Here is a 25,164-nt window from a genome sequence, read left to right on the forward strand (position 1 = left end):
GCTCAGAGCGAGAGAGCTACGGCGTTTCGGCGTCGGCCGGTTGGTCGGCGACCGAGTCCGAGTCCTCGGCGACCGAGGGGGCGACATCGGTCGGCATGTTGGCTTCGCCCGAGGCGGCCTCACCGGCGGGGTCCGTCCCCTCGGCTGGCGGAGCCCCGGCGCCGAGCCCCAGGCCCGGGGCCACGGGGGCGGCGATCACACCGCCGTCGTCGCCAAAGGCGTCGCCGCGGTGGTTGGCCCAGTACGTGGCCAAAACGCAGAGAATGATCCAAGCCGAGACGGCCCAAATCGTGATCTTGGTGAAGGCGTCGCCCGCCTTGGCGCCGAAGGCGCTGGACCCACCGGGGCCGCCCAACGCGCCGGCCAAACCGCCGCCGCGACCACGCTGGACAAGGACCAGCAAGATGATGAACAGGGACATAAGCCCCAGCGCCAGTTGGATCAGGATTTCCATGTCGATCGCCCGGGGCGAAGAATTGAGTTGAGGTGTGGGCGGGCTCCGATCCCGCCATCGATTCTTGTGGTCCGTCGCATCATCGGGGGCCGCTGCGCGAACGATCGCGTCCCGGCTCAGACCGCCGTGGCGATGCCGAGGAAGTCTTCCGCTTTGAGGCTCGCGCCGCCGACCAGGGCGCCGTCGACGTTCTGCTGGCCGATCAGCTCGGCCGCGTTGCCCGGCTTGACGCTGCCGCCGTAGAGGATCCGCACCTTTTCAGCGACTTCGCTAGTGTAACGCTCGGCGAGCAAACGGCGAAGGTCGGCGTGGACCTCCTCGGCCTGTTCGGGTGTGGCCACTTTCCCAGTGCCGATGGCCCAGACCGGCTCGTAAGCGACCACCAATCCGAGGACCTGCGTCTCGCTGACCCCCTCCAGGGCGCCGAGCAGCTGGCGACGGTTCACGTCGGCCGTTTGTTCCGCCTCACGCTCCTCGAGCAGCTCGCCGACACAGACGACGGGCACGAGGCCGGCGTCGAGCGCCTTGAGGGTCTTCTTGTTCACTTCGGCGTCGGTCTCGCCCATCACGTGGCGCCGCTCGCTGTGACCGAGGATCACGTATTCGGCGCCAAGGTCGCTGAGCATCGAGGCAGACGTTTCGCCAGTGAACGCGCCGTTGTCCTCGAAGTACATGTTCTGGGCGCCCAGGGCCACAGGGCTGCCGGCCAGCTTGTCGGCCACCGCCGCCATGTAGACAGCCGGCGGGCAAACCAACAGGTCGGCTCCGGCGACGTCGCCCGCCTTGTCGGCGATCGCCGCGGCAAGCGCCTCGGCGCTCGCGCGGTCGGTGTTCATCTTCCAGTTGCCGGCGATCAGGGGGCGTCGCATGGCTTGGGGTTCCATGTTCGGGATTAAGCGGGGCCTGACTTGTTTTTTGTTCCCTCCCCCTGGTGGAGAGGGTCACGGAGGGGGGCGACCTGAGCGTCCGGCGCCTCACCCTCGATTCGCTCTAACGATCAATCGGGACCTCCCCACGGCGGGGATTCATCTAAAACGTCTTCCCAATCGCTACGGCGACCTTCTTCAGCTGCGCCATCAGCTCAGCGTATTGCTCGGGCAACAAGGCCTGCGGCCCGTCGCTCATCGCCTCTTCGGGGCAGTTGTGCACTTCGATGTGAACGCCGTCAGCGCCCGCCGCCAGGCCCGCCAGGGCACACGCCGGGATCAGCTCCGGCCGGCCGGTGGCGTGGCTCGGGTCGACGATGATCGGCAGGTGCGACATCTCCTGAGCCTGCGGCACAGCACAGACGTCGTAGATGTTGCGCGTCGCGTTGTCGAAGCCTTTGACGCCGCGCTCGCACAACACCACCTTCGAGTTGCCCTGCGAGAGCACGTACTCGGCGCTCATCATCAGGTCTTTCACGGTGGCCGCCATGCCGCGCTTCATCAGCACCGCTTTGTCGGTCTTGCCCACCTCGGTCAGGAGGACGAAGTTCTGCATGTTGCGGGCGCCGAGCTGGATCATGTCCGAGTACTCGGCCACCAACTCCACGTTGCGCGGGTCGGTCACCTCGGTGACGATCGGCATGCCGTGCTTGTCGCCGACCTCGCGGAGGATCTTCAGGCCCTCTTCGCCAAGGCCCTGGAACGAGTAGGGGCTGGTGCGCGGCTTGAACGCGCCGCCGCGCAGCAGGTTGGCGCCGGCCGCCTTCACAGCGCCGGCGATCTCGTCCATCCGTTCGGCCGACTCGACCGCACAAGGACCGGCGATCATTCCCAAGTGGCCGCCGCCGATCTTGGTGACAACCTTGCCCGAACCGACCTCGATGATCGAGGGCTCCGGATGGGCCGTGCGGCTGGCGAGCTTGAAGGCGGGCTGCACCGGCACGACCTCGGCCACACCGGCGATCGCGCCCAGCGGCGCCGTGCGGATCTTGTCCTCGTCGCCAATGACACCGACAACCGTGCGATAGGTGCCCTTGCTCAGGTGCGCCTTGAGGCCCATCGCCTCGACTCGCTCGACAACGTGGTCGACCTGCGCGTCAGTGGCCGATTCTTTGAGGATGATGATCATCGGTCGCTCTTGAGCATGTCGCTTAGTTGTGGGAGGCGTCTCGGACGCCGATGCGATTTACCTAGCCGTTTGGCGAGCGTAGCGTTATCGGCGTCGGAGGCGCCTGCCACAGCAATGCCAAGGGGCCCGATCAAGAGCCCCCAATGAAGCCCCGCAGTCTAGTCGATCGGGGGCGACTGGGGATAGGACCCCAGCACCCTCAGCTGGACCGCTTTTTTCTCGAGATTGGCGATCGCCCGCCGGGCCCGCAATTCGGTCTGATGGCCCAAAAACTCGACGAAGAACAGGTATCGCCCCCCCTCCTGCCCCGCCGTGCGGCTGCCGGGGATCGGGAAGCTCTCGATCCAGGTCAAATTGAGCTTCGCCCGCTTGAATATCGCCATCGCGTCGGCCAATGAGCCCGGCTCGTGGGCCACCTCGAACACGATCGCCGTCTTGTCGCCGCCGGTCTTCGCCGCCGGCGCCATGCCGATCACCGCGAAACGGGTGATGTTGTCGCTCTGGTCCTCGATGCCGTGGGCCAGCACCCGCAGCCCGTGGTGCACACCGGCCTGCTCGCTGGCGATGGCGGCCACGGCGGGGTCGGCCGACGCCATCACGGCGGCCTCGGCGGTGCTCGCCACCGGCTGGGTGTCGACGCCCGGCAAGTGCTTGGTCAGCCACGAGCCACATTGCGCCAAGGCCTGGGCCTTGCTCGCCACGCGACGCACGTCGGACCTTTTCCCTTTGCCCAGCAGGCAATGGTGGATCCGAAGCGGCAGTTCGCCGCATATTTGAACCTCGCTCTTGGCGAAGGCCTCGAGCGTGTCGGTCACGCGGCCGTGGGTCGAGTTTTCCAGCGGAACCACGCCCCACTCGCACGAACCGCTCGCCACCTCGTCGAATACGGCGCCGATGGCTCCGACAGGGACAAGCTCCGTGGCGTCGCCGAACCGGTGCAACGCCGCCTGGTGGCTGTAAGTGTGCTCGGGGCCGAGATAGGCCACGCGTTCGTGGGTCGTGATCGCCCGACAGGCGGCCTCGACCTCTCGCAGCACGGCCCGCACAGACCGCTCGGTCACCGGGCCGGTGTTTTTCTCCACGAGCTTGTCGACCGCGGCCGCCGAGCTCTCGGCCTCGCCGCCCGGCGCGCCGACCGCCTCGGCCAGCGACTGGCAGAGCGAGGCCCGGTCGCTGAGGGCGTCGAGCAGCTCCCGGTCGATCTTGGCGATCTGCGCCCGCAGCGTGCGTGGCGTGGGGGCGGCGGGTTGGGGTTTCTTCTTGGACATCGTATCTGAAATCAGCGCGACGCGACTTATCCCTAATTCCCAACGAGGCTTACGGCTCGTGGCTGCCAAATCGACCGCCCCCGCCAGCAGTGAAGGCAGGCCGGCTCGACCCCGGCTGTCGATATGGCAGTGCAGCCGATTGACTGCCACAGCGGCAAGGCCGCCCCCGAGGAACCACAAGTTTGTTTGCCGCAAGGAGTTATGTCAAGACTAGCCGTTTTTACCTCACTCCAGCGGGCTCGGCATACCCTTTGCTCTAGTTGCTCGCCGTGCTTCCACGCATTTAGCGCCGGGCGCCCGCACCAGCTGAACTTCGTCTTCAGCTAACCATCGACTATTTGCGCCGCTGGCGAACAACACACTCCCCCCGCTTAAACGACCACACCCCTCAGGCAGGAGAAACCATTATGGCCGCCGGAGAAAAAATCATCGGCATCGACCTCGGCACGACCAACTCGGTTGTCGCCGTGATGGAAGGCAAAGAGGCGAAGGTGATCCCCAACCCCGAGGGGAACCGCCTCACGCCTTCGGTCGTCGCGTTCACCGACAAGGGCGAAACGCTCGTCGGTGAGCCCGCGCGCCGTCAGGCCGTCACCAACCCGACCAAGACCATCTACTCGATCAAGCGGTTCATGGGCCGCCGCCACAACGAGGTTGCTGGCGAAGAGAAGATGGTGCCTTACGAGATCACCGGCGGAGCCGAGGATTACGTGAAGGTCAAAGCCGGCGGCGAAGAGATGACCCCGCCCGAGGTTTCGGCCAAGACGCTCCGCAAGCTCAAGGAGTCGGCCGAGAGCTACCTGGGCCACAAAGTCAACAAGGCGGTGATCACCGTCCCGGCCTACTTCAACGACGCCCAGCGCCAGGCGACCAAGGACGCCGGCCAGATCGCCGGCCTCGAGGTCGCGCGGATCATCAACGAGCCGACCGCCGCGTCGCTCGCTTACGGCCTCGACAAGAAGGGCCAAGAGACGATCTGCGTCTTCGACCTGGGTGGCGGCACGTTCGACGTGTCGATCCTCGAGGTCGCCGACGGCGTGTTCCGCGTGATCTCGACCAACGGCGACACGCACCTCGGCGGCGACGACTTCGACGAGGAGCTGATCAACCACGTCGCCGACGAGTTCAAGAAGGAGCAGGGCGTCGATCTGCGTAAAGACCCGATGGCCCTGCAGCGTCTGCAGGAGGCGTGTGAGAAGGCCAAGAAGGAGCTCAGCTCGGCCCAGTCGACCGACCTCAACCTGCCGTTCATCACCGCCGACGCCTCCGGGCCGAAGCATCTGCAGATGAACATCACCCGCGCCCAGTTCGAGAAGCTGGTCGACGGCCTGGTCGAGCGTGTCCGCAAGCCGGTGCTCAAGGCGATCGAAGACGCCAAGCTCGACCCGTCGAAGATCGACGAGGTCGTGCTCGTGGGCGGCTCGACCCGCATCCCCAAGGTCGTCGAGCTGGTCAAAGACATCTTCGGCAAAGACCCCCATAAGGGCGTCAACCCGGACGAGGTCGTGGCCATCGGCGCCGCCATCCAAGGCGGTGTGCTGGCGGGCGACGTACAAGACATCCTGCTGCTGGACGTCACGCCGCTGTCGCTCGGCATCGAGACCTTGGGCGGCGTGATGACCAAGCTCGTCGAGCGCAACACCACGATCCCCGCCGAGCGTAAGCAGGTCTTCAGCACGGCCGACGACAACCAGACCGCCGTCACGGTCCGGGTGTTCCAGGGCGAACGCGAGATGTGCAACGACAACCGCCTCTTGGACCAGTTCAATCTGGAGGGCATCCCGCCCGCGCCGCGTGGCGTGCCGCAGATCGAGGTCAAGTTCGACCTCGACGCGAACGGCATCCTCAACGTGGCGGCCAAGGACCTCGGCACGGGCGTGGAGCACACGGTCAAGATCGAGCAGTCCTCGGGCCTCTCGGAGGAAGAGATCGAGAAGATGCGCCGCGACGGCGAGGCGAACGCCGAAGAGGACAAGAAGAAGCGCGAGCTGGTCGAGGCCCGCAACGCCGCCGAGTCGCTCGCCTACCAGGTCGAGAAGACCCTCAAGGAGCAGGGTGACAAGGTGTCAGACGACGACCGGGCGCCGATCGAGTCGGCGATCGAGAAAGTCCGCGAGACGGCCAAGGGCGAAGACGTGGCCGCCATCAAGAGCGCGACCGACGCCCTGCAACAGGCCAGCCACGCGATGAGCGAGGCGATGTACAAGTCGGCCGCCGAAGCGGGCGCCGACCCCACGGCCGACACCTCGAGCGAAGCCGCCGCCGACACGTCAACCGACGACGACACGATCGACGCGGAGTTTGAGGTGAAGGAGAGCTGAACCACTAACGACACGGATGGGCGCGGATAACGCGCCGAACGTGACAACCTGAGATGCGACCCATTTAGCCGGGGGCGAATTCGCCCCCGGCTATTTGCGTGGCGGGCCGCACCGGGAAGCCCCGGAGGGGCGTAGGGGGCGTAGGCAAATAGCCAGGGGCGCGAGCCCCTGGGGCCGATCGGCCGATTAGGATAGAAGCCCCGGAGGGGCGGCAGCGGCGTAGTTGGCCAACGCTCTGTCGCCCCTCCGGGGCTTTGTTCTGCTTGCTTGCGATTCCGGTCCAGGGGCTTACGCCCCTGGCTATGTGCCGTCGCCCCTCCGGGGCTTTTCGTCGTGGTGGGACGATGCCTTCTTCTTATACGAGCCTCACTTATCACATTGTCTTCTCAACGAAGTATCGCCGGCCGCTGCTCGTCTCCGAGATGCGAGGGCGCCTTTACGAATATATGGGCGGTATCGTCCGGCGTGAGTACGGGACGCTGCTTGAGATCGGCGGCGTCGAAGATCACGTCCATCTGCTGACGCGCATCCATCCCAGCACCGCCGTCGCCGATTTTCTTCGAGTGCTGAAATCGAACTCGTCGGGGTGGGTCAACGAGCAGTCGCTCACTCCCAACCGCTTCGCCTGGCAGGAGGGCTACAGCGCCTTCACCGTGAGCGAGTCGCAAACGGGCGCCGTGCGGCGGTACATCCAGCGGCAAGAAGCACACCACGCCAAGCAGGATTTCCGGGCAGAAATAGAGCGGTTGTGCGAACATCACGGGCTGACGCTCGATGCCGAGCACTTCGCGTGAATAGTGGGCCTGCCTCTAGAGGCAAGACCCCCCCGTAGCTCGCCCCTACAGGGCTCTACCGCCTGCATGCTACGATCTCTCTGGGCGTTGCCCTGGGCTAGCGTATTGCCGCCCCTTCGGGGCTGACGAGCGACGCCGTCATTCGCGCTCATCCGTGCCCATCCGTGTGAGCCGTGGTTCCTCTGCCCGTGCAGCCTATGAGCAAGACCAACCCTCAGGTCGACGCGTACTTCAAATCTCTCAAGCATTGGCGCGACGAGCTCGAGGAGCTCAGAGCGATCGCACTTGATCGCGATTTGACCGAAGAGTTGAAGTGGCGTTCGCCCTGCTACACGGTAGAGGGCAAGAACGTCGCCATCTTGGGCGGATTCAAAGAATTCTGCACGATCAGCTTCTTCAAGGGGGCCTTGCTCAAGGACCACAAGGGCTTGCTCGACAAGCCGGGCAAGAACAGCCGGGCGGCGCGGCTGATCCGGTTCACCTCGGTCGGCGAGATCGTTCGGCTCCGGCCGGCGATCGAGGCGTGCCTGCGCGAGGCGATCGCGGCGGAGCGGGCCGGCCTGAAGGTGGAGGTCGACCAGGGCGCCGCTCTTGAGCTGCCCGCGGAGCTGGTCGCCCGCTTCGACGAGAGCCCCGCGCTGCGAACGGCGTTCGAGGCGCTCACCCCGGGGCGACAGCGGGGCTACGCGATGCACTTCGCCGCAGCCAAGCAGTCGAAGACCCGCACCGCAAGGATCGAGAAATACGAGCCACGGATCCTCCAGGGGAAGGGGTTCCACGACTGCACCTGCGGGCTGACCAAAAGCCGCCCGGCTGCGACGGCTCTCACAACACGCTGAAGCGTGGCGGCTAGTGCGAATCGCACGGATGCGTAGCGCGTGTGGCGGTGTGATTCGACATCGATAAGTCGAAAACAACGCTACGGCTAGCGGTAGTTCGCCCTAGCGCACCGCGTCGAGCTGCGCGCCCTTGCCCGGCGCCACGCCTTGCGGCGCGGCGGCGTCGAGCAGCGCGATGGCCGCGTCGCCGGCGGCCCGCTGGGCGTCGAGCGTTTTGCCGGCGATCGCGTAGGCGACCTGCGACTGGGTGGCCGACTTTTTAGCCGCGAGAACGCTCTCGATCGCGGCGCCTGAACTCGTGGGGCTGATGCTGCTCATATTCTTAGGGGATCGGCGCCCCTGCCCTGCCCACTCGCCGCCGAATTGGCCTATCGCCCCGAGGCGAACGGCTTGGTCCCCCGTCAAATAGCCCAGCCGTCACAACCGGCGCCCGGCGGCGCCCCCTTGGCCGCGGCGACCTCGGATCGCCCGCCCGGGACGGAGCCGGTAAGATGCATCGCGAAGGTGTTCACGCCTGCCCGCTGCCGGCGGGTGCGGAGAAAAGGACCGAAGGAACGACCCCGAGAAGCAAGCATGGCGAAACGAATCACCCCCCAAGAAGCCGACGCGTTCATGCGGCAGCTCAAAACGCTGGTCATCGCCGGCGTGCTGCTGGTGCTCGTGCCGCTGATCTTTTACGCGGTCTACCTCGACAAGCGGCTGGCCACGTTCGAAGAGTCGCTGAGCCACAGCCCGCCGGACGAACTCGAGGTCGACGACTTCGGCCGCGACGACCTCAAGCACCTGGCCGCCAACGCCACCGAGGGCGAGGTGGTGTACGTGCCGGCCTACTCGCACATCTACCACGGCAGCGGCGAGCCTTACCTGCTGACGATCACGCTGAGCGTGCGCAACACGAGCGTAAACGACGCCATCGTGGTCAAGTCGGTCCGCTACTTCGACACGAAGGGCAAGGAGGTCAAGTCGTACCTCGAGAAACCGGTCCGTCTCGCCGCCCTGGGGACGACCGAGGTGGTCATCAAACGCGAAGACGCCACGGGCGGCAGCGGGGCGAATTTCCTGGTCGAGTGGTTCGCCAACACGCCCGTCCCGCAGCCGATCATCGAGGCCGTGATGATCGACACGAACTCGCAGCACGGGATCTCGTTCGTAGGACGCGGCAAAGTCATCAGCCAGGCGTCGGCGGGCGACGAGGCGCAAGGCACGACCGAGCCGCCGCCGGCCGCTCCCTGATCGGCCAGCGGTTCAGGGCCCCAACGAACGGGCCAGCTAGAGCGGTATTCGAATTGGTGTGGACGAGCGGGGAAGCGATTGGGGTCGTGGCGAGGAAGCCGAAGCAGGCAATGCGGTGCATTGTCGATGCAGGCTGACGAAGCCATGACGCCGATCGCGAGACGAGCGTCTACACCAATGAGCAAACCGTTCTAAGTTACGCCCAGGCGTGGGCGTTCCGTCGCACGGCTTCACGCCATCGGATCGGACTCGTTGTGCTCAGTGACATTGACGCTCCGCGCCAGGTCGTCGCGCACCCGCTCGTGCAGCGACGACACACGGAGCCGATTAACCGCCCGCTCGACCTTGGCCAGCGAGCCCTCGCTCGGGAAAGCCAGGTGGCAGACCGGGTCGCCGGGACTCACCGACGGGATGGTGGTCATGCCGAGGATGATGCCCTCGCGCGGCGCCGCGATAACGCCCAGGTCGTCGCCGTGCAGCGAGTGGGCCGTGGCGATCGGTTCGCCGGCCGAGACAATCTGCCCCGGCGCCACGTGGAACGAAAGGAAGCCGCCATGCTCGGCGCGGATCCACTTGGTGGCGTCGGTCTCAAGGCGGTAAGGCGGCTCGATCGGCTTGCCAGCGACCATGCCCAGAAACCGCAGGCAGTTCGTCACGCCGCGGATGGCGTACTCGACTACCGTCGGCTCGGTCTTCCAGACCTCGCCCGCCTCGAGGATCAACGTCGCGCAGCCCGCCTTGCACGCCTCGGACCGCAGCGACCCTTGCGGACCATCGCCGTTGATCGTGAGCTCGGCCCCAAACGCGCGAGCAAAAGCCGCCAGCCGGTCGATCGACAGGTTGGCTCGCACGTTCGGGAAGTTCGTGCGACGCACCGCGGCGGTGTGCAAGTCGATGCAGTAGTCGCAGCGCTCGATCACCTGCGTGAAGTAAGCGTGCGCCAACCGGCCGGTGAGCGTGCCTCCGACCGAGCCGGGGAAGCTGCGGTTCAGGTCGCGGCGGTCGGGCATGTAGCGGGCGTTGCGCTCGAAGCCGATCAGGTTCACCACCGGCACCAAGATCAGCGTGCCCGCACGCAGCTCGAACGGCCGATCGCGCAATATCTGCAAGATGGCGCCGGCGCCGTTGATCTCGTCGCCGTGCACCGCGGCCTGCAGGCAGACGGTGGGCCCCGGTTCACGGCCGCGCCAAACAGTGACCGGCGCCGAGATGTCGTAGCCAGAAAAGCTCTGCGAGACCACCAGAGAGCCGTTCGCTTCGCCCCCCAGTGGAACCGGCGCCTCGAGAAACGGGGCGTCGAAGTCGGAGGCGCGGTGGGCGCCGCCGCTAGCGCGTTGCGTGGCGGGCTTAACGGCGGGGGCCTGCTGCAGGGACTCGTCGTCCGATTGAGGGGCCACGGTGCTTGTCCTTAAGCGGCTCGACCAGGGACAATCGGCCGCCCGATCGACGGGCCGATGACGGGCCAAGCCAGGCAAGCGTTCGGCCCCACGGCGCGGCGGCCAGCAGGGAAAGAAGTACACCCCAGAGGATTCGAACCTCTAACCTTCGGATTCGTAGTCCGATGCTCTATCCAGTTGAGCTAGGGGTGCTTAGGCCAAATTGCCCTTGTTTTTATGGGCTAAGCTTCAAGAAGCAGGCCCATGGCAATAAAGCGAGATCCAGAGTATGGCAGGTCGACGCGAAGGTGGCAAGAACCGAGGCTACTACTTTCGGTCAGGTCGGGGGTGGTACGCCACTGAAGGTGGGATTTTACGCGATCCCCGCGGCGAACCGCTCCGAGAGCGGAAAATCCCTGAGGCTCAACTGCGAGAAGCCCTGCTGCGCTGGATGTCAGATCGTAAGCAAAAGGTCTTAGAGCGTATCTCAAAACTTCGGTTTGCTAGCTAAACGTTCCGGCGTTGCGGTTCGTAGAAGGTCTCGAAAGGAGACCTTGGATGACAGACCGATCCCGCTTGTGCGCGGGGTCCAGGACGGAACCCTGTGCTGAAGACCTGCAGGCGGAGCCAGTGACCGACGCACGTGGCCTCCCGCTGTCGATCGACACCGCTTCGGCTAGCGAAGCCGAGGTGAACCTCATCGAGCCGCTGCTCGACGCGGCGGCGACGCCGCTGGTCCCCGGCACGCTGATCGACGACAAGGCGGCCGACTGCGACGCCCTCCGCGATCGGCTTGCCGACCGCAACGTCGATCTCGTCACGCCGCACCGCAAGAACCGCGTCCGCCCCAGCAAACAAGACGGCCGCAAGCTCCGACGCTACCGGCGCCGCTGGAAGATCGAACGCACCGTCAGCTGGCTGCACGACTTCCGCCGCCTGATCGTCCGCCACGAATTCTACTGGTCGCTCTACCACGGATTCGCCAAGCTAGCCTGCATCGTCATGGCGGTCAGGAGGTTATGAGATACGCTCTAGCTAGATGCCTGGTGTCCCCAAAGCACTGCCCGCCGTGCCAGCTCGCCCGACGATGCGATCCCCAGCTTGCGCTTGATGTTCTCGCGGTGGGTCTCGACCGTGTGGACGCTGAGATGCAACTGCTCAGCGATCTGCCGGGTCCCGCTCCCTTCGCCGATCATGCGGAAGATCTGCAACTGGCGGTCGGTGAGCGTGGCGACCGGGTCGGCGAACGGGTCGCCCTTGCCGCAGCTGCGTCCGAGCATCTGCCGGGTCATCGTTTCGCTCAGGTAGACGCGGCCGGCCATCACGACGCGGATGGCGTCGGTCACCACGTCGGGGTCGGCCTCCTTGTTGACGTAACCAACCGCGCCCGCACGCAGGGCGCGATCGGCGTAGAACGATTCGTCGTACATCGAGTGGACCACCGCCCGCACATTGTGGTGCCGGGCGTGCAGGTCCTTGATCAGGTCCAGGCCACTGCCCTCTTTCAGGGCGAGGTCGACGATCACCACGTCGGGACGCATCTGGGCGTATCTTTCCAGCGCTGCAACGCAGTCCGCCGCCTCGCCGCATACGGACATGTCGCTCTGCGAAGCGATCCGTCGGGCGAGGCCCTCGCGCACCGTGGGGTGATCATCGACGATCATTACGCTGATGGCATTGAGGGCCGCAGAGATCACTTCGCTCATCTTCTATATCCTTTCCCGTCAACATGGCCACGGTGAGGGGCCCAGCACCGCACGACGGTGCCGCCCTGGGGGCGAGGCTCGAAGGCGAGGTGGCCGCCGATCAGCTCGGCTCGGAACGCCATGCCGCGCAGGCCGAAACCGTCGGCGGGAGTGGCCGGCATGCCGATCCCGTCGTCGAGCACTTGCAGGCGGAGTTCACCGTCGGTCGACTCGAGGAGGATCAGCACGTGGGCGGCTTCGGAGTGCCGCACAGCGTTCGCCACCGCCTCTTGGGCGATGCGGTAGACGTGGGTCGCCAGCAGCGTGTTCTCCACCGCCAGCGGCGCGTCGCACTCGAACTCGCACGCGACCTCGTAGCCCTCGGTCGTACGCTGGGCGAGCGACCGCAGCGCCGAGACAAGGCCCTCGCGGTCGACCTCGACGGGCACCAGCTCACGGACGATCGTGCGAAGCTGCCGCTGGACCGTCCCCAGGCCCTGCATGATCCGGCCCGCCACCTCTGCCTCTTCATAGCCGGCCGCGGTTAGCGTGTCTTGGTGGGTCTTGGTGAGGTAGCGGAGGCCGGTGAGCTCTTGGCCCACGCCGTCGTGGATGTCCTGGCCGATGCGGCGTTGCTCGCGTTCGGTGGCGTCGGCCACGAGGCGGTCGATCCGCTTGCGTTCGATCACGTGGCCGAGCTGGCTGCCGACGTGGGGCATGATCTCGAGGAACCGTTCTTCGCGTGTGGTCGGGTGGTCGGCGAGGAACTCGAGCACGGCGACCACGTCCCCTTCGATCGTCACCGGGTAGCCCACCGCGGCCTCGAGACCGGCCCCGATCGCGTTCCCACGACGGGGGTCCGTCGAGGCGTTGAGGTCGTCGATCCAGCAGGGGGTTGCCGAGCGGAGCGTCTCGTTCAGGGGCAGTTCATCGGCGGGGAAGCTTCCCAGCTCGCACTGTTGCTGGAAAGCCCGCCATGCGGACTCGGATTTACCGGGCCAATCGGTCACGTGCCAGATGCCCGAGCCGACCAATTCTCGCCCGTCGTGTTCGGCTCGGAGCCACAGGTGGCCCACTCTCCAGCCGTTGTACCGTACGAGCCGCTGCATGGCGGCGCGCATCGCCTCCTCGACCGTGCGCGCCTCGTTTGCTGCGCGGGTGACGTCTTGCAGCAGGCTGAGCATCTCGGTCCGCTTGGATATCTGCAACTCAAGCGATTCGTTGAGCGTCTTGAGCTCGTCCTCGACGCGTCGGCGGTCGCTGATGTCGAAGACGCTGCAGAAGTAGCGGCGCGGCCGCCCGTCGCCCTCGATCAGCCGCGCGGTGAGGTGGATCCAGACCGGCTTGCCGTCCTTGCGCACGTAGCGTTTCTCGATCACGAAGGCCCCGTGCGGGTCGGCTCGGAACGCCTCGACCGTCTTGCTGTTGTCCGCCCGGTCGTCGGGGTGGGTGACCTCGAGGAAGGTCTTGGTTTGGAGCTCCTCCTCCGAGTAGCCGGTCAGCTCGCAGAAGCGGCGGTTGACGCGCAAGAACCGCCCCGTGGCGACATCGGCCTCGTAGTTGCCCACGGCGGCCGACTCGAACAGGGCGCGGTACTCCGCCTCGCTCTCCCGCAACGCCCGGGCCGAGTCGCTCAGCTCGGTGATGTCGTGGATCCCCAGCAAGATGAGTTGCTGGTCTTCGAGCCTGCGGGCGTTGAGCAGCATCACGCGGCGGCCGAGTCCCTCGAACGTGTGCTCGACCTCGTAGCCGTGGAACACGTGGTTGTCGGGCAGCACCTCTTCGAGCAGGCGTCGCAGCGGCGCGATGTCCCATTGCTGATTGCCGAGGTCGTAGATCTTGCGGCCCAGGGTCTTGTCGCGGGCGACGCCGAAGTGCTCGTAGAAGGCCTCGTTGGCCGACCTCACGCGCAGCTCCGGCGTGAGCACCAGGAGCGGCTCGGGGAGTGTCTGGATGATCTGCTCGGAATACTCCTTGGCCTGCTCGAGCTTGAGCTCGTACTTCTTGCGCGAGGAGATGTCGACGAACGTGATCACCACCCCTTCGATGCGGTCGTCGTCGCTGCGGTAGGGCAGCAAGCGGGTGAGGAACCAGCGGCCCTCGTCGTCGGCGACCTCGCGCTCGACGGGGACGAGCGTCTTGAGCACGCCGCGGGCGTCCTCCTGCAGCCCATCGTGGGTCAGCCGGTGCGTGAAGTCTCCGAGGCGGCGGCCGCGGTCGGCGAGGCGGATGTTGAACAGCTCGGCGATCTGCGGCGTGAACCGGAGGATCCGCAGGTCGCGGTCGAGGAACAGCGTCGCGATGTCGGTCGCCGCCAGCAGGTTCTGCAGGTCGCTGGAGAGCTGCGCGAGCTCGTCGACCTTGTGGCGGTTCTCTTGATTGACCGTCTGCAACTCCTCGTTCATGCTCTGGAGTTCCTCTTTCGAGGTCTCCAGCTCCTCGAGCGTCGAGCGGAGCTCCTCGTTGGCCGACTGCAGCTCCTCGTTCGAGGCGCGCAGCTCCTCTTGGCCTGTCTCGTACTCCTCGATGATCGACTGCGTACGCTGCATCGAGAGGCTCAGCTCGGTCTCGAGCTCGTGGACGCGCGACTCGCCTATTGCATCCGATCCATCGTCCGGTCTGCCTTGCGAGTCTGAGCCCTCGCCCGGCTGCGGGGCGGCCTTCCGCTGAGCGGGCGAATCGCCGGGCACGGCCGCCGGGGCCTCGGCGTTCGGCGCGGCGGCTTCGAGCTCTTCGAAGATCACCAACGCGTGCCGCAGGCCGTCTTGCGACGGCTGCACGTGGACGACCACACGCCCCACGTGGCCGTTGAACCGCACGTGGATCGGCTTGGAGCTCGTGGGACGGCCCCCCTCGCGGGCCGTCGCCAGCGCGGCGCGGAGCTCGAGTCGCAACTCCTCGCGCACGAGCTTGAAGACGCCGGTGGTCATCTCGCCACCGGGGTGCTCGAGGTAACGCCCCGCGCTGGCCGACACGTGCAGCACCTTGTTCTCGGAGCTGACCAGCAGGCTCGGCGGGGCGAACTGCTCGACGAGCCGCTGGTGCAACACGCCGTAAGAAACGTTCTCGGCCGGGGGGGCCGATCGCGCCGCGTCGTTCATCAGTCGCAGGGGCGTTTGTGGGAAGACCGGCAGCCGCGGCTCGGGCGCCGGCACGTTGCGCCGCCGGTACACGCAGCACCGCTTGTCCTCGAGCTCGAACAGCTCCGAGGCCTCGAGCGTCTCGGCCGTGCCGAGCACCAGCCGGCCCTCGCCCCGCAGCGCGTAGTGGAACAGCTCGATCACCGAGGGCTGCAGGTCGCGCTGCAGGTAGATCAGCAGGTTGCGGCACGAGATCAGGTCGAGCCTCGAGAACGGCGGGTCGCCCAGCAGGTTGTGCGGGGCGAAGACCACCAGGTCCCGCACCTCCTTGCGGATGCGGTAGCCGCCGTCCTCCTTCTCGAAGAACCGCTCGAGCCGCTCGGGCGAGACGTCGGTCTCGATGTCGCCGGGGTAGAACCCCTCGCGGGCCTTGTGGAGCGACCGCTCGTGCAGGTCCGAGGCGAACACCTGGATCGGCCGCGGGGCGTCGCGTCGGGCCGCCTCCTCGAGCAGCAGGATCGCCAGCGAGTACGCCTCCTCGCCCGTCGCGCAGCCGACGCTCCACACCCGCAGCGGCTGGTCCGGGTCGCCCCGGTCGAACAGGGCCGGGACGACGTGCTTCTCCAGGCGCTCGAACACCTCCGCGTCGCGGAAGAAATTGGTGACCGTGATCAGCAGGTCCTCGGCAAGCGTGCGGACCTCTTCGGCGCTCGCGCGGAGCAGCTCGACGTAGGCGCCCAGCTCCTCGATCTGGTTGACCTGCATGCGGCGGGTGATCCGCCGCAGAATGGTCGACCGCTTGTAGGCGGTGAAGTCGCGCCCCGTGCGGGCGCGGATCTGCGAGAACACCGTTTGCAGTAGCCGGCGGGTGTCGTCGCTGAGCGTCTCGCCCTCCTCCGGCTTCGGCAGCCGGGGTCGGGTACCGACGAATTTCAACAGCGCGGCGGGGATCTCCGCCAGCGGCAGCACCAGATCCACCAAGCCCGTGGCGACCGCGCTCTGGGGCATGCCGTCGTACTCGGCGTCGCTGGGGTCTTGGACGACGACCAGCCCGCCCATCTCCTTGATCTCCCTCAGGCCGAGCGTGCCGTCCGAGCCGGTGCCGGTGAGCACCACGCCGATCGACTGGCCGTCGTGCGTCTGGGCGAGGGTGCGGAAGAAGTGGTCGATGGGGGCGCGTTCCTGGCGGCTCGCTTCGAGCTCCGTCAGGCGCAGGTGCGTGTCGACCGCGTCGAGGTTGGCGCCGGGCGGGATGACGTACACGTGGTCCGGCTCGAGGCGGACCGTCTCGGTGACCTGCTGCACGGGGATCTTCACGTGCGGCTGGAGCAACTCGGCCAGGTGGCTCTTGTGCTCGGGCGACAGGTGCACCACGACGACGAACGCCAGCCCGCTGCCTTCCGGCACATCCGCGAAGAACGATTTCAGGGCAGCGAGCCCCCCCGCCGAGGCGCCGATGCCCACGAGACAGAAACGCTCGGGGCTATTGCCCACCGTCGGCCGCACCTCGTTTGCCGATGGTTGGTTTTCGCCAACCGGCAGGTGGACGCCCTGCTTCTTCGGCTTCGACGCCTTCTTCTTGGCCATCCCTAGACTCGTTCCCTGAGGAGTGAACAAAACGTTCACGTTGAGGCGTTATTCGTCTCGCCAGTGTATCAGCCGTGCGACGGCGGCCGCAGGCGCCAATCCCCCACGATCGGAGAGATCCGATCCATGGTGGATTCCGCCACGGCGGAATGGCGGTCTCGCTGATTTTCTACGGGCCGGGTCACCGCAAGAATAGCGTTCATCACGGGCGGGGTTGCTGCAGGACGCAGCGATCCCGCCCGCCGAGTCAACCAGCCCGTCGCAACACTAGGGCTGCCGACGCGGGAGTTAGGAGTGCCGCGTTCGCCGTCACGAGCCGGGCCGATTGAGCAGACCACGGTCGATCGTCATCGAAGGTGTCTCGCAGCGGAGTCTGTGAGCGGCGGAGACTGTGAATCTGCCGGTTGTGTGGGGCTGGGAATACCTGCCAAGAAGACTGGCCTCACACAGCCGGCGCATCTCCGGCGGTGCGATCACACGATTAACCGTCAGACGAGGCTTGGTCATCGAGAATCATCCGACACGAAACGGAGTCAACGTGATGAGCTGCAAGAACTCTTCGTACTATCCCCCCGTTCCCCACGGGCCACGCTACAAGCCGAACGCCGCCGTGGCTTGGCCGATGACTTGCTTCATGACCCCCTGCGACACGTGTGGTCGCCGCCTGCAGGTTGGCGTGAATCAGTTGGGCGCCGAGGTTGCCTGTCCGCACTGCGGGGGCCGTTTCCGCGCTGTCGAGGCAGACGCGTCGCAGTCGCTGGACGACGAGCCCCTCTTAGCCCGCGCCGACCGACTGCTAGAGACGGTTGAGTCCGCTCACCATTGATGAACCTTTTGGTGTGCGGTCCCACTACGAGAACTAGGAAAATCGGCATTCAATGGAAAACGCTCTCAACGACGAAGCCAAACAATGGAGGGACACTCCGTCAAACACTCCACCCCGAGTCAGCGTGAGGCCGTCAGATGCCGCATGCCCCGAATCGTTCACCCCGCCGATGCTGCACAAACTTCGGGACCTCCTTAGCGCATTATCGCTAGCAAGCCAGGCGATCCGCGCAACTCCTACCGAGGAGATCCCCGCCCAGGAGTATGTGGATGTGATTTACGACAGCGCGGAGGAGGCGTGCGTGCTCTGCACGGAATTGCACACCGCTTGGATTGGAGAGGGCCTAAAGCGGAAGAAACAACCGATTGATCTGAACGAGATGATCCGGCGTCTGAAGCCGTTGCTCGAGGCACGCGCCCCGCCGGAGACCGAGTTGCGCATCGAATACGCCGAAGGGCTGCCACTGCTCATCGTGAACCCTTCGCATATGAGCGCGGTGCTCTACGACCTATTCATCAACGCCACGGAGTCGCTCGGGAACGGTCCTGGTCGCATCACGATCCATACGGATTATTTGAACAAAGGGGCCGAGGACCTTGCCGGAACGCCCCTGCTCGACGGCGACGGCGTCCCGCCTAGCGGCGTGCTCGTAGAGATCGTTGAAACCGGTATTAGAGAAGGGGCGACCCTCTTGCCAGTGGGATCTCAGGATTCGGCTGCGAGTCCAGACGCCTACGGGCCGGGCGTGGACGCGATCAATAAAACAGTAGCCCTGCTCGGCGGACGGCTGGCGATCGACAGCCTGGTGGACGGGGGCACCCGTACCCGTTGCTGGTTCTCGTAGGGGCGAACACGAGCCTCAGCACGGCGCACGTCCCCAGGCGGATGAAATCGGAAGGGGGTCCGACGTCGTACCTTTGACCGTCCAAGGGAACTTAATCCCCCACTGCCCTACCTCGCGCCGCCGGCAGCTTACTGCTCTGGCAATGAGGCATAGTATAGCGAGACGTCCTGGAATGCCGATTCTGGCAGGACCCTGGTGACGGGATTCATCAGAGAAGCGTCGGGCCCCCGCCCCGCTGGCCGCGGTGGAAAAGCCGCAGTTGGCGTTCCAAGTAGCGTGCCGGCTGGCCACTGAGTCGGGGGTAAGAATCCGACAATCGCTGCTCACCCGGCCCGTGGCAGTCGACGCACGAGGGAACATTGAGTTTGGGAACGCCATTCTCGGCGATCTCTTTCCCACGCAAGATCGCATCGCGCTGTTCCTTGGGCGCCGGTGAGGTCCCATCAGAGCTGACTTGAGAGGGTTCTTCCTCGGCGAAGTGATTAGCCAACGACTCACGTTCTTGCTCGGTCAGCAGCGCCGCCACGGTTTGCATAACCCCGCTGTGTCGATCGCCATCGGCAAAGGCTTCGAGCGAGGTCAGCAGGTACCCGCGTTGTTGCCCCACCAGCCTCGGGAAGGCGCCGTCGTCGTGGGCCCCGTGGCAACGAGTGCAACTCGCGAGGCCCTCGGCGGCGGCGCCAGCGAGGGCGGGCGGGGCTCTCTTTTCGCTCTCGAGCACGGGCTCGTCGTGCGTGAGCACGGGATCCGCGTGCGAGAACACGAGGCGGCTGTATTCGTCTCGCTCCATTTTCGGCAGCCTCACTAGGAACGAGACCATGTCCCACACCTCGTCCTCACGGCTCCGGCTGCAGCTCCCGCCCCTGCTCGGGGCTCAGTGGAAAGGGAGGTAAGCGTAGCCCTCCATTTGCAGGCTGATGTTCAACGTCGCCGCAGAGACGGCGACCTTCGCCTCCGAAGCAACCTCGTTAGTGGCATAGCCGTGGTGAGCAAGAGCTTGACCACAGACGAAGATCTCGACGCCCGCTTTCTTGAGTCCGGCCATCAATTCAAGGTTGGGATTCTTCGTCTTCCCTTTGTCGGTCAGATAGGAGTTGGTGTGCTTGGCGAAGCCTTCGTGGGACAAAGCAGCTTTCGTGGCGGATCCGTGCAAAATGATCGCCATTTTAAAACCGTTCTCCCACCCGGCCTTAGCTTGGGTGTATTGGTTGAGGATCAACGCCGCCCGGTCAAAGCCCTTGACGACGCTCCCCGATTTGCCGTCCGACGTGATGTCGAGAATCACCTTCGATTTTCTCTTGGGCTGGTGCGCCGCTTCCGGCAGCACGACAATGCCGCCGTGGTTCTCGATGACCGGGTGCTTGTACTGAGGGTCGCCCGTAGGATCGGCGAAGGCCGTGGTTACGGCGAGCATGGCGACGGTGAGGATGGCGTGGAATTTCATCGTGAGTCTCCTTGATTGGTTTGAAGCGTTGGAAAGGTGGTTGGGTGTTCTGTTCTATCGCTCTTCGGACCACACCCGATGGCGAGCGGGTTCGACTTTGATGTGGTTGAAACACTTGGTTTCGGCGAAATATGAAAGTGCCGACACTCATTGGCGAACAGCGTCCATCGCATACTGAGCGCGAGCGTTTCCAGGTTGATCTGCGGCGTGGGAGACGCCTGAGAAATTGCCTCGGATCGCTTTCAGGGCGTACCGCTCCTGCTCGATTTCAGGCTGCGTGCGGATTCCCAAACGCCGGAAGAGTGGCACTGGAGGGCACCACCCTTGGATTGCGTGCTGGAGTAAGAAACCGGCCACGACCGCGGGCAAGGCATAGAAGCGGCGATCGACGAGCGCTCCCAAACCCAAGCCCACCAGACTGAGCTAGGCGGCGTTGGCTTCCAACGTGCGTTCAATATCCCATTCGCGGTCCAGTTCGTGCAGACGCCGTTCAATCGTTTCTGGACCGGCAGAGCCGTACCGCTCGATATTTCCTTCGGTCTGACACTGGATTGCTTCATTGACTTCTTCGGCAGTATGCTCAGGCACTCGGCCTACGGTTGTTGGAATCGTGACTTTTTCCCTTGAGTTACGAAGACTGAGTTGCACTAGAATACTGGTGGAACGGGGCCGCTCATCAGAAATGCTTGTGAAGACAGCTTCCGCCGGGTGGAAGCTGCTTGAACGAGTCGCCGGCAAATCCATTTTGGTTCATCGCGCACTAAGGGCTGTTCACTTCCCTGCTTTCTCTCAACACCGGATGGTCGGAATCGAGCAACCACCATCCCAGCACGATCAGCACAACGCCCGATCCGAGGAACATTAAGTCCCACACGAGGTGGTTACTGGTTTCGGTGACGTGGTGGACGTGCAGGATATGATGGTCGATCACCCCCTCAACCAAATTGAACAGACCCCAACCGACACTGAGCGATCCGACAAACGTCCGCGTCGACAGCGAGACATCCTGCTGACGGACGGCGTGCCACAGCATAGCAATGCCCGCGGCTGTCATGACCCACGTGAACGCATGGAACAGCCCGTCCCAGAACATGTTGATTTCCAGGTTGACGGCCAGCGTGCGGACATCGACATCCCGCACAGGAAACTTCGCGGACAGCATGTTGTGAAACTGCAGTAGCTGATGAAACACGATGCCATCCACGAACCCACCCATGCCGATTCCAAGCGTGACCCCCGCAGAGATCAGCGGTCGCCGGTTAAGATGCTGGTTCACAGTGGGTGCTTTCCGCTCTTGCGTTGCAGGGTGCTCCGTGCGGACACGCTACTGCGGGCGGATCGAAGCACACCTTTCGGCCACGAGACGCCCGAGTGGATTAACCACACAATCGCCATCAGGACTGTAATGGGGAGCAGGGTGAGGACAGCATTCAGAGCAAACGTGTCATTGAAAATCCCGGCGGCCACTTCTCTGCCCACATCCGATTCACAATACGGACAAGCCCATGCCGGCGACGCCATCACTGTGGCAATCGCGGTCACGATCGCCGTTGCTGGTTTCAACATCTCCATGTTTCGAGTGCAGTGCATCGTTTTTGCCCTCAGCCCCCGGGTGGTTTCCTCAGGTGGATCTTTGTCGACGCGGTGACTTGCCGGGAACGGGGTGAGTCGCGCCGCTACGACCGCGGAGGGAATAGGCAACCGCTGCTACGGCCACGAGCGCCAGCCCGCCGATCCACAGCCAGGGTGAGGTCCCGGTCCACTCCGGCAGCGTAATCTTGCCAGCATCGCCCCAGCTCTTTAGCAGACCGGAGAGCTGTGGAAACAGCACGACATACAGGCCGGCGCCGGCCAACATTCCCAGCACGCCGACCATCGCATCTCGGCGACCTTCGCCACAGGCGGCCACACTCGTTCCGGGGCAGTAACCGAAGATCGCCATTCCGGCGCCGAAGCAAATCCCCCCGGCAACGATGCCCAGCCAAACGAGCGGCTTGATGTGCAGGGAGACTGCATCGAGCGGCAACAGTGCATAGATGCCGACCGCCCCGACTACTACGGCGATTCCCATGATCTTGACGACCGTCCAGTCCCGAAACAGGAACTGCTCGATGATCACCTGGAACTTCGCCACCCGTCCCTTCTGCAGCAGAATGCCGAAAATGATTCCCGTGATTAGACCCAATGCCAGCTTCCAAAGGGGATCAAACATCGCTTCCCGTCCTTCCATACATGAGGAAAGCGGTCCCGATGGCGACCGAGAAGAAGATGATTGAGAAGACCCAGCTTGACGCCGCCAGCTGCAGGCTACCACTGATGCCGTGCCCGCTCGTGCAGCCCTCGGCTAGGCGGGCACCAAACATCATTAGCCCCGCTCCCCAAAAAGCCACCGACAGCCGCAAGCCCATGCTGGATCCAAACCGCTGCTTCCACAGCGGCGGAACGGTGATTGGTTCGTGATCGCCTGAAGTCATCGAACTGATGATGCTGCCGATCAGCACACCCACGACGAGCATCCATTCCCACCCGATCTTCGGCGACTCCTCTTGAAAGTAGGGATTCGTTTCCGCAACTCCCGGCGCTGCTGCTTGAATCGCGAGCGCTGCTGTGTGTTCGAAGGCGGTGGTGATTCCCAGGGGATGATCGGCGCTCCAGAAGGTGAACCAGCTTAAAACGCCGATTCCTACACCCACCAGATACGGCGACCAAGACTTGCTCTGTAATGGATTGCCCATGGGGTTTCTCCTTCAGTTCTCCAAGCGGCTTCTCAATCACTTCTCGACGTCGAATCCCGCGTTCTTCCACGCCTGCATGCTGCCCGGCACGTTGTAGACCTTCTCGAAACCGTCCCTTTGGAGAATGCTGGCGGCGATGCTGGCCCGGTACCCGCTGCCGCAGTAGACGGCGACCGGCTGTTGGCGATCGAGGTCCAGCTCTCCATTCACGCCTTCCCGTAGCTCGGAGACGAACTTATGCTTTGCACCCGCGATGCGGTCCTTCTCATACTCGGCCGGGGAGCGCACATCCAGCAGTTGAAAACGGCCCTTCTCCTCAGCCAGTTGCCTCACCGGAACCTGCGGCAACGTCTCCAGCGGCAGGCCCGCGTTGTCCCAAGCCTTCATCCCGCCAGCCAGATAACCGGCGTAGTCGGTCAGCCCGACGTAGGCGAAGTGCCAGATGATCCGCTCTAGCTGAGACTCGTCTTCTACGACGAGAAGAATCGGTTTCTCGTAAGACAGCATGTCGCCCACCCAGACCGACAGCTCCGGCCGGTCGCCGATGTTGACCGCGCCCGGAATATGACCGCCACCGAACGCCAGCATCTGCCGGGTGTCGACCAGCTGTGCCTTGCCCTTGTTGTGCGCTTCTTGAAACTCCTCTGGCGGCAGTCCTGTGACGGCTGGGGCGCAGCCGATTGGTTCCGGCCCCTTTGCGTTAACCTTTTTGAGAATCGGGTAGTGCTGCGGGACCGGCGGTGCTCCCTCCTTGACGAACTTCTTAAACTCCTCGAGGTCGTCGTACTGCAGGAAGTCGTTCGTCCGCCGCTCATAAGCGATTGTGCTCATCGGCCGCTCACCGATGTCCGCTCCGCAGGCCGAGCCCGCTCCATGGCAGGGATAGATGATCACTCCATCATCAAGCTTAAGGTAATAGTCCCGCAGCGTGTGAAACAGTTGTTTTGTCAACTCATCGGTCTCTTGTTCGCCCAACAGATCGGGCCGCCCGGCTGACCCAACAAACAGGGAATCGCCCGTGAACACGCCCCACGGGTCGTCGATGCGGTCCTTCTCTGCTAGTTCGTACGAAACATGTTCTGGTGTGTGCCCGGGCGTGTGCCGCACAGTCAGCACCACCGACCCGAAGGTAAATTGGTCCCCGCCGTGGATTCGCTCTACGTCAAACCCGTACTTTGCATCCTGTTCACCACTGGCATAGATCGGGGCTCCTCCCAACTGCGCTGAGAGTTCGCGGGCGCCGCTCATGAAATCGGCGTGGATGTGCGTTTCGAAAAGGTGCGTGATCGTCACTCCATGCTTACGGGCTAGCTGCAGATAGACCTCAACACCTGGTCGCGGATCAACCACCGCGGCGGTCTGGCTGCCGTCGTCACCGATCAGATACGACAGCTGCGCGATGCCTGCAGTCTGGATTTTCTCGAATACCATCGTCATGACGCTTCCCCTATCCAGCAATTGTGGTGAGCGGTGACCGCCTCAAGACATGTCACGGGTCAAAGTTGTGCATATGTCGTTCCATGCTAGGCGTCCACGTTTGTTCGTTCGCCCTAAAGCATCGACCCTCCGTCCATACGCTGTTGCCCGCCGGTGAGAAGAAATCGGTATCCAGCCGCACATGGCCTGCGACTCATGCAGCGGGCGGTACTGCTCACAGCCTCCGTTAGCCATACACAAAGCGGCGTGCGTGTGAGGTTTAACGTTGCATTGGAGGTACATACCATCCTCTTGTTCGGATCGATCACGGTCGCTCCGCCCGGTTTTCCGTCGCCTACGATGCAGCAAGCGATTTCCAAACCGGTTACAACTTCTAAACACTGCTTGTGTCTTACTTCAGCTCATCGCGGTGGTTCGAACACCAGTTGCGGCCAAGCCCCCGATCACCAGTGCAAGCACCACGACGAACCACCCAAACGTTTTTGGTAAAGTTTCGTTAGGGAACCTTTTGGACCACCCCAAGCCCCGCAAGAATGCCCACATCGGATAACGCTAGAAAGGCCAGAGTCAACCGCCAGTCTAGCGAGACTTGCTGCAACTGTCTGATCAACCCGCCAACAGAATTAAGAGCGATGATGGCCAGCGAAGCGCCAACAGCATTCTTCGTTTCGATACCGGCTAGCAGCACGAGTGCGGGTACAATTAAGAACCCGCCACCGACTCCCAAAAAACCCGTCAGCACGCCGACGCTCGCACCAATCAAGAGGCATGGCCACAGCCGACACTGAGCCGATTGACCGCGTTCGGCGTCTCGGCGAATCATGGCGGCTCCGGTAACAAGCATCAGCGCCGCAAAGCATCCGAGGAGCACTTGCTGCGACACCAGCGACGTCAGAAACGATCCGACGTAAGCCCCAATGGTCCCCGCGGCTGCAAACAGCACAGATGCTTTCAGGTGAAATTGCCTTTCCACCAATGCAGCCCCGCTCCAAGCAGACTCGTCGCGCCGACCACTACTAATGACATCGCCACGGCCTGCTGGGCCGGAATGCCAGCCACGTAGACGAACACGGGCAGCGTGAGGATAGAGCCACCACCTCCCAGGGCGCCGAGTGTCAGCCCGATGAGCAGCGCAAACGCCAGTGAAATAACGGCGCCTGTCGTCATCGTGGGCTCCATGCCGGAA

24 protein-coding genes and 1 tRNA gene are annotated in these 25,164 nt (G+C 64.2%); 7 read left to right on the forward strand and 18 right to left on the reverse strand.

The genetic code is table 11. From position 1 onward, the window contains the following. Positions 1-16: 16 nt before the first annotated feature. The 4 genes from secG to pheA all read right to left on the reverse strand — a co-directional run bounded on the left by secG (position 17) and on the right by pheA (position 3,777). Positions 17-454: a preprotein translocase subunit SecG gene (gene secG / locus Mal64_RS03575; protein WP_146397124.1), complete on the reverse strand. Its 438-nt coding sequence runs from the start codon at positions 452-454 to the stop codon at positions 17-19. A gap of 116 nt (positions 455-570) precedes the next feature. Then, positions 571-1,323 carry a triose-phosphate isomerase gene (gene tpiA, locus Mal64_RS03580; RefSeq protein WP_146397126.1) on the reverse strand — a complete coding sequence of 251 codons (753 nt, stop codon included), beginning with the start codon at positions 1,321-1,323 and terminating at the stop codon, positions 571-573. Between the two features lie 160 nt (positions 1,324-1,483). Further along, positions 1,484-2,509, reverse strand: a complete 1,026-nt coding sequence (aroF, locus tag Mal64_RS03585; protein WP_146397128.1) for a 3-deoxy-7-phosphoheptulonate synthase — start codon at positions 2,507-2,509, stop codon at positions 1,484-1,486. A gap of 158 nt (positions 2,510-2,667) precedes the next feature. Beyond that, positions 2,668-3,777: a prephenate dehydratase gene (gene pheA / locus Mal64_RS03590; RefSeq protein ID WP_146397130.1), complete on the reverse strand. Its 1,110-nt coding sequence runs from the start codon at positions 3,775-3,777 to the stop codon at positions 2,668-2,670. Between the two features lie 407 nt (positions 3,778-4,184). Here pheA and dnaK point away from each other — a divergent pair, with 407 nt between their 5' ends. The 3 genes from dnaK to Mal64_RS03605 all read left to right on the forward strand — a co-directional run bounded on the left by dnaK (position 4,185) and on the right by Mal64_RS03605 (position 7,731). Continuing rightward, positions 4,185-6,098 (forward strand): molecular chaperone DnaK, encoded by a 1,914-nt coding sequence (dnaK, locus tag Mal64_RS03595; protein WP_146397132.1) that lies wholly within the window; start codon positions 4,185-4,187, stop codon positions 6,096-6,098. A 344-nt stretch (positions 6,099-6,442) separates the two neighbouring features. Continuing rightward, positions 6,443-6,892: an IS200/IS605 family transposase gene (gene tnpA / locus Mal64_RS03600; RefSeq protein ID WP_146397134.1), complete on the forward strand. Its 450-nt coding sequence runs from the start codon at positions 6,443-6,445 to the stop codon at positions 6,890-6,892. 197 nt (positions 6,893-7,089) lie between these two features. Continuing rightward, positions 7,090-7,731 (forward strand): YdeI/OmpD-associated family protein, encoded by a 642-nt coding sequence (locus Mal64_RS03605; RefSeq protein ID WP_197525413.1) that lies wholly within the window; start codon positions 7,090-7,092, stop codon positions 7,729-7,731. Positions 7,732-7,833: 102 nt separating this feature from the next. On the opposite strand, the gene Mal64_RS03610 is transcribed toward Mal64_RS03605, so the two are convergent. Then, on the reverse strand, positions 7,834-8,049 hold the full coding sequence (locus tag Mal64_RS03610) for a hypothetical protein (RefSeq protein WP_146397137.1): 216 nt from the start codon (positions 8,047-8,049) through the stop codon (positions 7,834-7,836). Positions 8,050-8,304: 255 nt separating this feature from the next. Here Mal64_RS03610 and Mal64_RS03615 point away from each other — a divergent pair, with 255 nt between their 5' ends. Then, a complete protein-coding gene (locus Mal64_RS03615; RefSeq protein ID WP_197525414.1) occupies positions 8,305-8,964 on the forward strand; it encodes a DUF3124 domain-containing protein in 660 nt (219 codons plus the stop codon). A gap of 230 nt (positions 8,965-9,194) precedes the next feature. Here Mal64_RS03615 and Mal64_RS03620 read toward each other — a convergent pair whose 3' ends face one another. Next, on the reverse strand, positions 9,195-10,361 hold the full coding sequence (locus tag Mal64_RS03620; RefSeq protein ID WP_197525415.1) for a succinylglutamate desuccinylase/aspartoacylase family protein: 1,167 nt from the start codon (positions 10,359-10,361) through the stop codon (positions 9,195-9,197). Positions 10,362-10,479: 118 nt separating this feature from the next. Then, positions 10,480-10,553: transfer RNA gene (locus Mal64_RS03625), tRNA-Arg, on the reverse strand. Positions 10,554-10,970: 417 nt separating this feature from the next. Here Mal64_RS03625 and Mal64_RS03630 point away from each other — a divergent pair. Then, on the forward strand, positions 10,971-11,363 hold the full coding sequence (locus Mal64_RS03630; protein WP_197525416.1) for a transposase: 393 nt from the start codon (positions 10,971-10,973) through the stop codon (positions 11,361-11,363). 8 nt (positions 11,364-11,371) lie between these two features. On the opposite strand, the gene Mal64_RS03635 is transcribed toward Mal64_RS03630, so the two are convergent. Together Mal64_RS03635 and Mal64_RS03640 are read right to left on the reverse strand one after the other, a co-directional pair. Next, positions 11,372-12,046, reverse strand: a complete 675-nt coding sequence (locus Mal64_RS03635) for a response regulator (RefSeq protein WP_146397143.1) — start codon at positions 12,044-12,046, stop codon at positions 11,372-11,374. Beyond that, positions 12,043-16,692 (reverse strand): chemotaxis protein CheB, encoded by a 4,650-nt coding sequence (locus Mal64_RS03640; RefSeq protein ID WP_146397145.1) that lies wholly within the window; start codon positions 16,690-16,692, stop codon positions 12,043-12,045. Before Mal64_RS03640 ends, Mal64_RS03635 begins: the two co-directional genes overlap by 4 nt. 541 nt (positions 16,693-17,233) lie before the next feature. Between Mal64_RS03640 and Mal64_RS03645 the strand changes: the two genes are divergently transcribed. After that, the gene (locus Mal64_RS03645) at positions 17,234-17,518 is read left to right on the forward strand and encodes a hypothetical protein (RefSeq protein WP_146397147.1); all 285 of its coding nucleotides are present in this window, start codon (positions 17,234-17,236) and stop codon (positions 17,516-17,518) included. 169 nt (positions 17,519-17,687) lie between these two features. Then, positions 17,688-18,362: a hypothetical protein gene (locus Mal64_RS03650; protein ID WP_146397149.1), complete on the forward strand. Its 675-nt coding sequence runs from the start codon at positions 17,688-17,690 to the stop codon at positions 18,360-18,362. Positions 18,363-18,570: 208 nt separating this feature from the next. On the opposite strand, the gene Mal64_RS03655 is transcribed toward Mal64_RS03650, so the two are convergent. The 9 genes from Mal64_RS03655 to Mal64_RS03695 form a co-directional block, all read right to left on the reverse strand. Continuing rightward, the gene (locus Mal64_RS03655; RefSeq protein ID WP_146397152.1) at positions 18,571-19,152 is read right to left on the reverse strand and encodes a c-type cytochrome; all 582 of its coding nucleotides are present in this window, start codon (positions 19,150-19,152) and stop codon (positions 18,571-18,573) included. An 84-nt stretch (positions 19,153-19,236) separates the two neighbouring features. Then, positions 19,237-19,806, reverse strand: a complete 570-nt coding sequence (locus tag Mal64_RS03660) for a DsrE family protein (protein ID WP_146397154.1) — start codon at positions 19,804-19,806, stop codon at positions 19,237-19,239. 423 nt (positions 19,807-20,229) lie between these two features. Further along, the gene (locus Mal64_RS19635) at positions 20,230-20,454 is read right to left on the reverse strand and encodes a hypothetical protein (protein ID WP_197525417.1); all 225 of its coding nucleotides are present in this window, start codon (positions 20,452-20,454) and stop codon (positions 20,230-20,232) included. Positions 20,455-20,566: 112 nt separating this feature from the next. Continuing rightward, positions 20,567-21,082: a DUF2243 domain-containing protein gene (locus tag Mal64_RS03670; protein ID WP_146397156.1), complete on the reverse strand. Its 516-nt coding sequence runs from the start codon at positions 21,080-21,082 to the stop codon at positions 20,567-20,569. 345 nt (positions 21,083-21,427) lie between these two features. After that, positions 21,428-22,018, reverse strand: coding sequence for a YeeE/YedE thiosulfate transporter family protein (locus tag Mal64_RS03675; RefSeq protein WP_146397158.1), 591 nt, complete (start codon positions 22,016-22,018; stop codon positions 21,428-21,430). Next, entirely contained in the window at positions 22,011-22,541 is a 531-nt protein-coding gene (locus Mal64_RS03680; protein WP_146397160.1) for a YeeE/YedE thiosulfate transporter family protein, read from the reverse strand. Before Mal64_RS03680 ends, Mal64_RS03675 begins: the two co-directional genes overlap by 8 nt. Before the next feature lie 36 nt (positions 22,542-22,577). Further along, positions 22,578-23,978 (reverse strand): MBL fold metallo-hydrolase, encoded by a 1,401-nt coding sequence (locus Mal64_RS03685; RefSeq protein ID WP_146397162.1) that lies wholly within the window; start codon positions 23,976-23,978, stop codon positions 22,578-22,580. A gap of 496 nt (positions 23,979-24,474) precedes the next feature. Further along, complete coding sequence (locus Mal64_RS03690) at positions 24,475-24,951, reverse strand: sulfite exporter TauE/SafE family protein (RefSeq protein WP_197525418.1); 477 nt, start codon at positions 24,949-24,951, stop codon at positions 24,475-24,477. After that, complete coding sequence (locus Mal64_RS03695; RefSeq protein WP_197525419.1) at positions 24,930-25,145, reverse strand: TSUP family transporter; 216 nt, start codon at positions 25,143-25,145, stop codon at positions 24,930-24,932. The genes Mal64_RS03690 and Mal64_RS03695 overlap by 22 nt, the downstream gene beginning before the upstream one ends. Between the last annotated feature and the right edge of the window lie 19 nt (positions 25,146-25,164).

The sequence above is a fragment of the Pseudobythopirellula maris genome, assembly GCF_007859945.1.
Lineage (GTDB): Bacteria > Planctomycetota > Planctomycetia > Pirellulales > Lacipirellulaceae > Pseudobythopirellula > Pseudobythopirellula maris.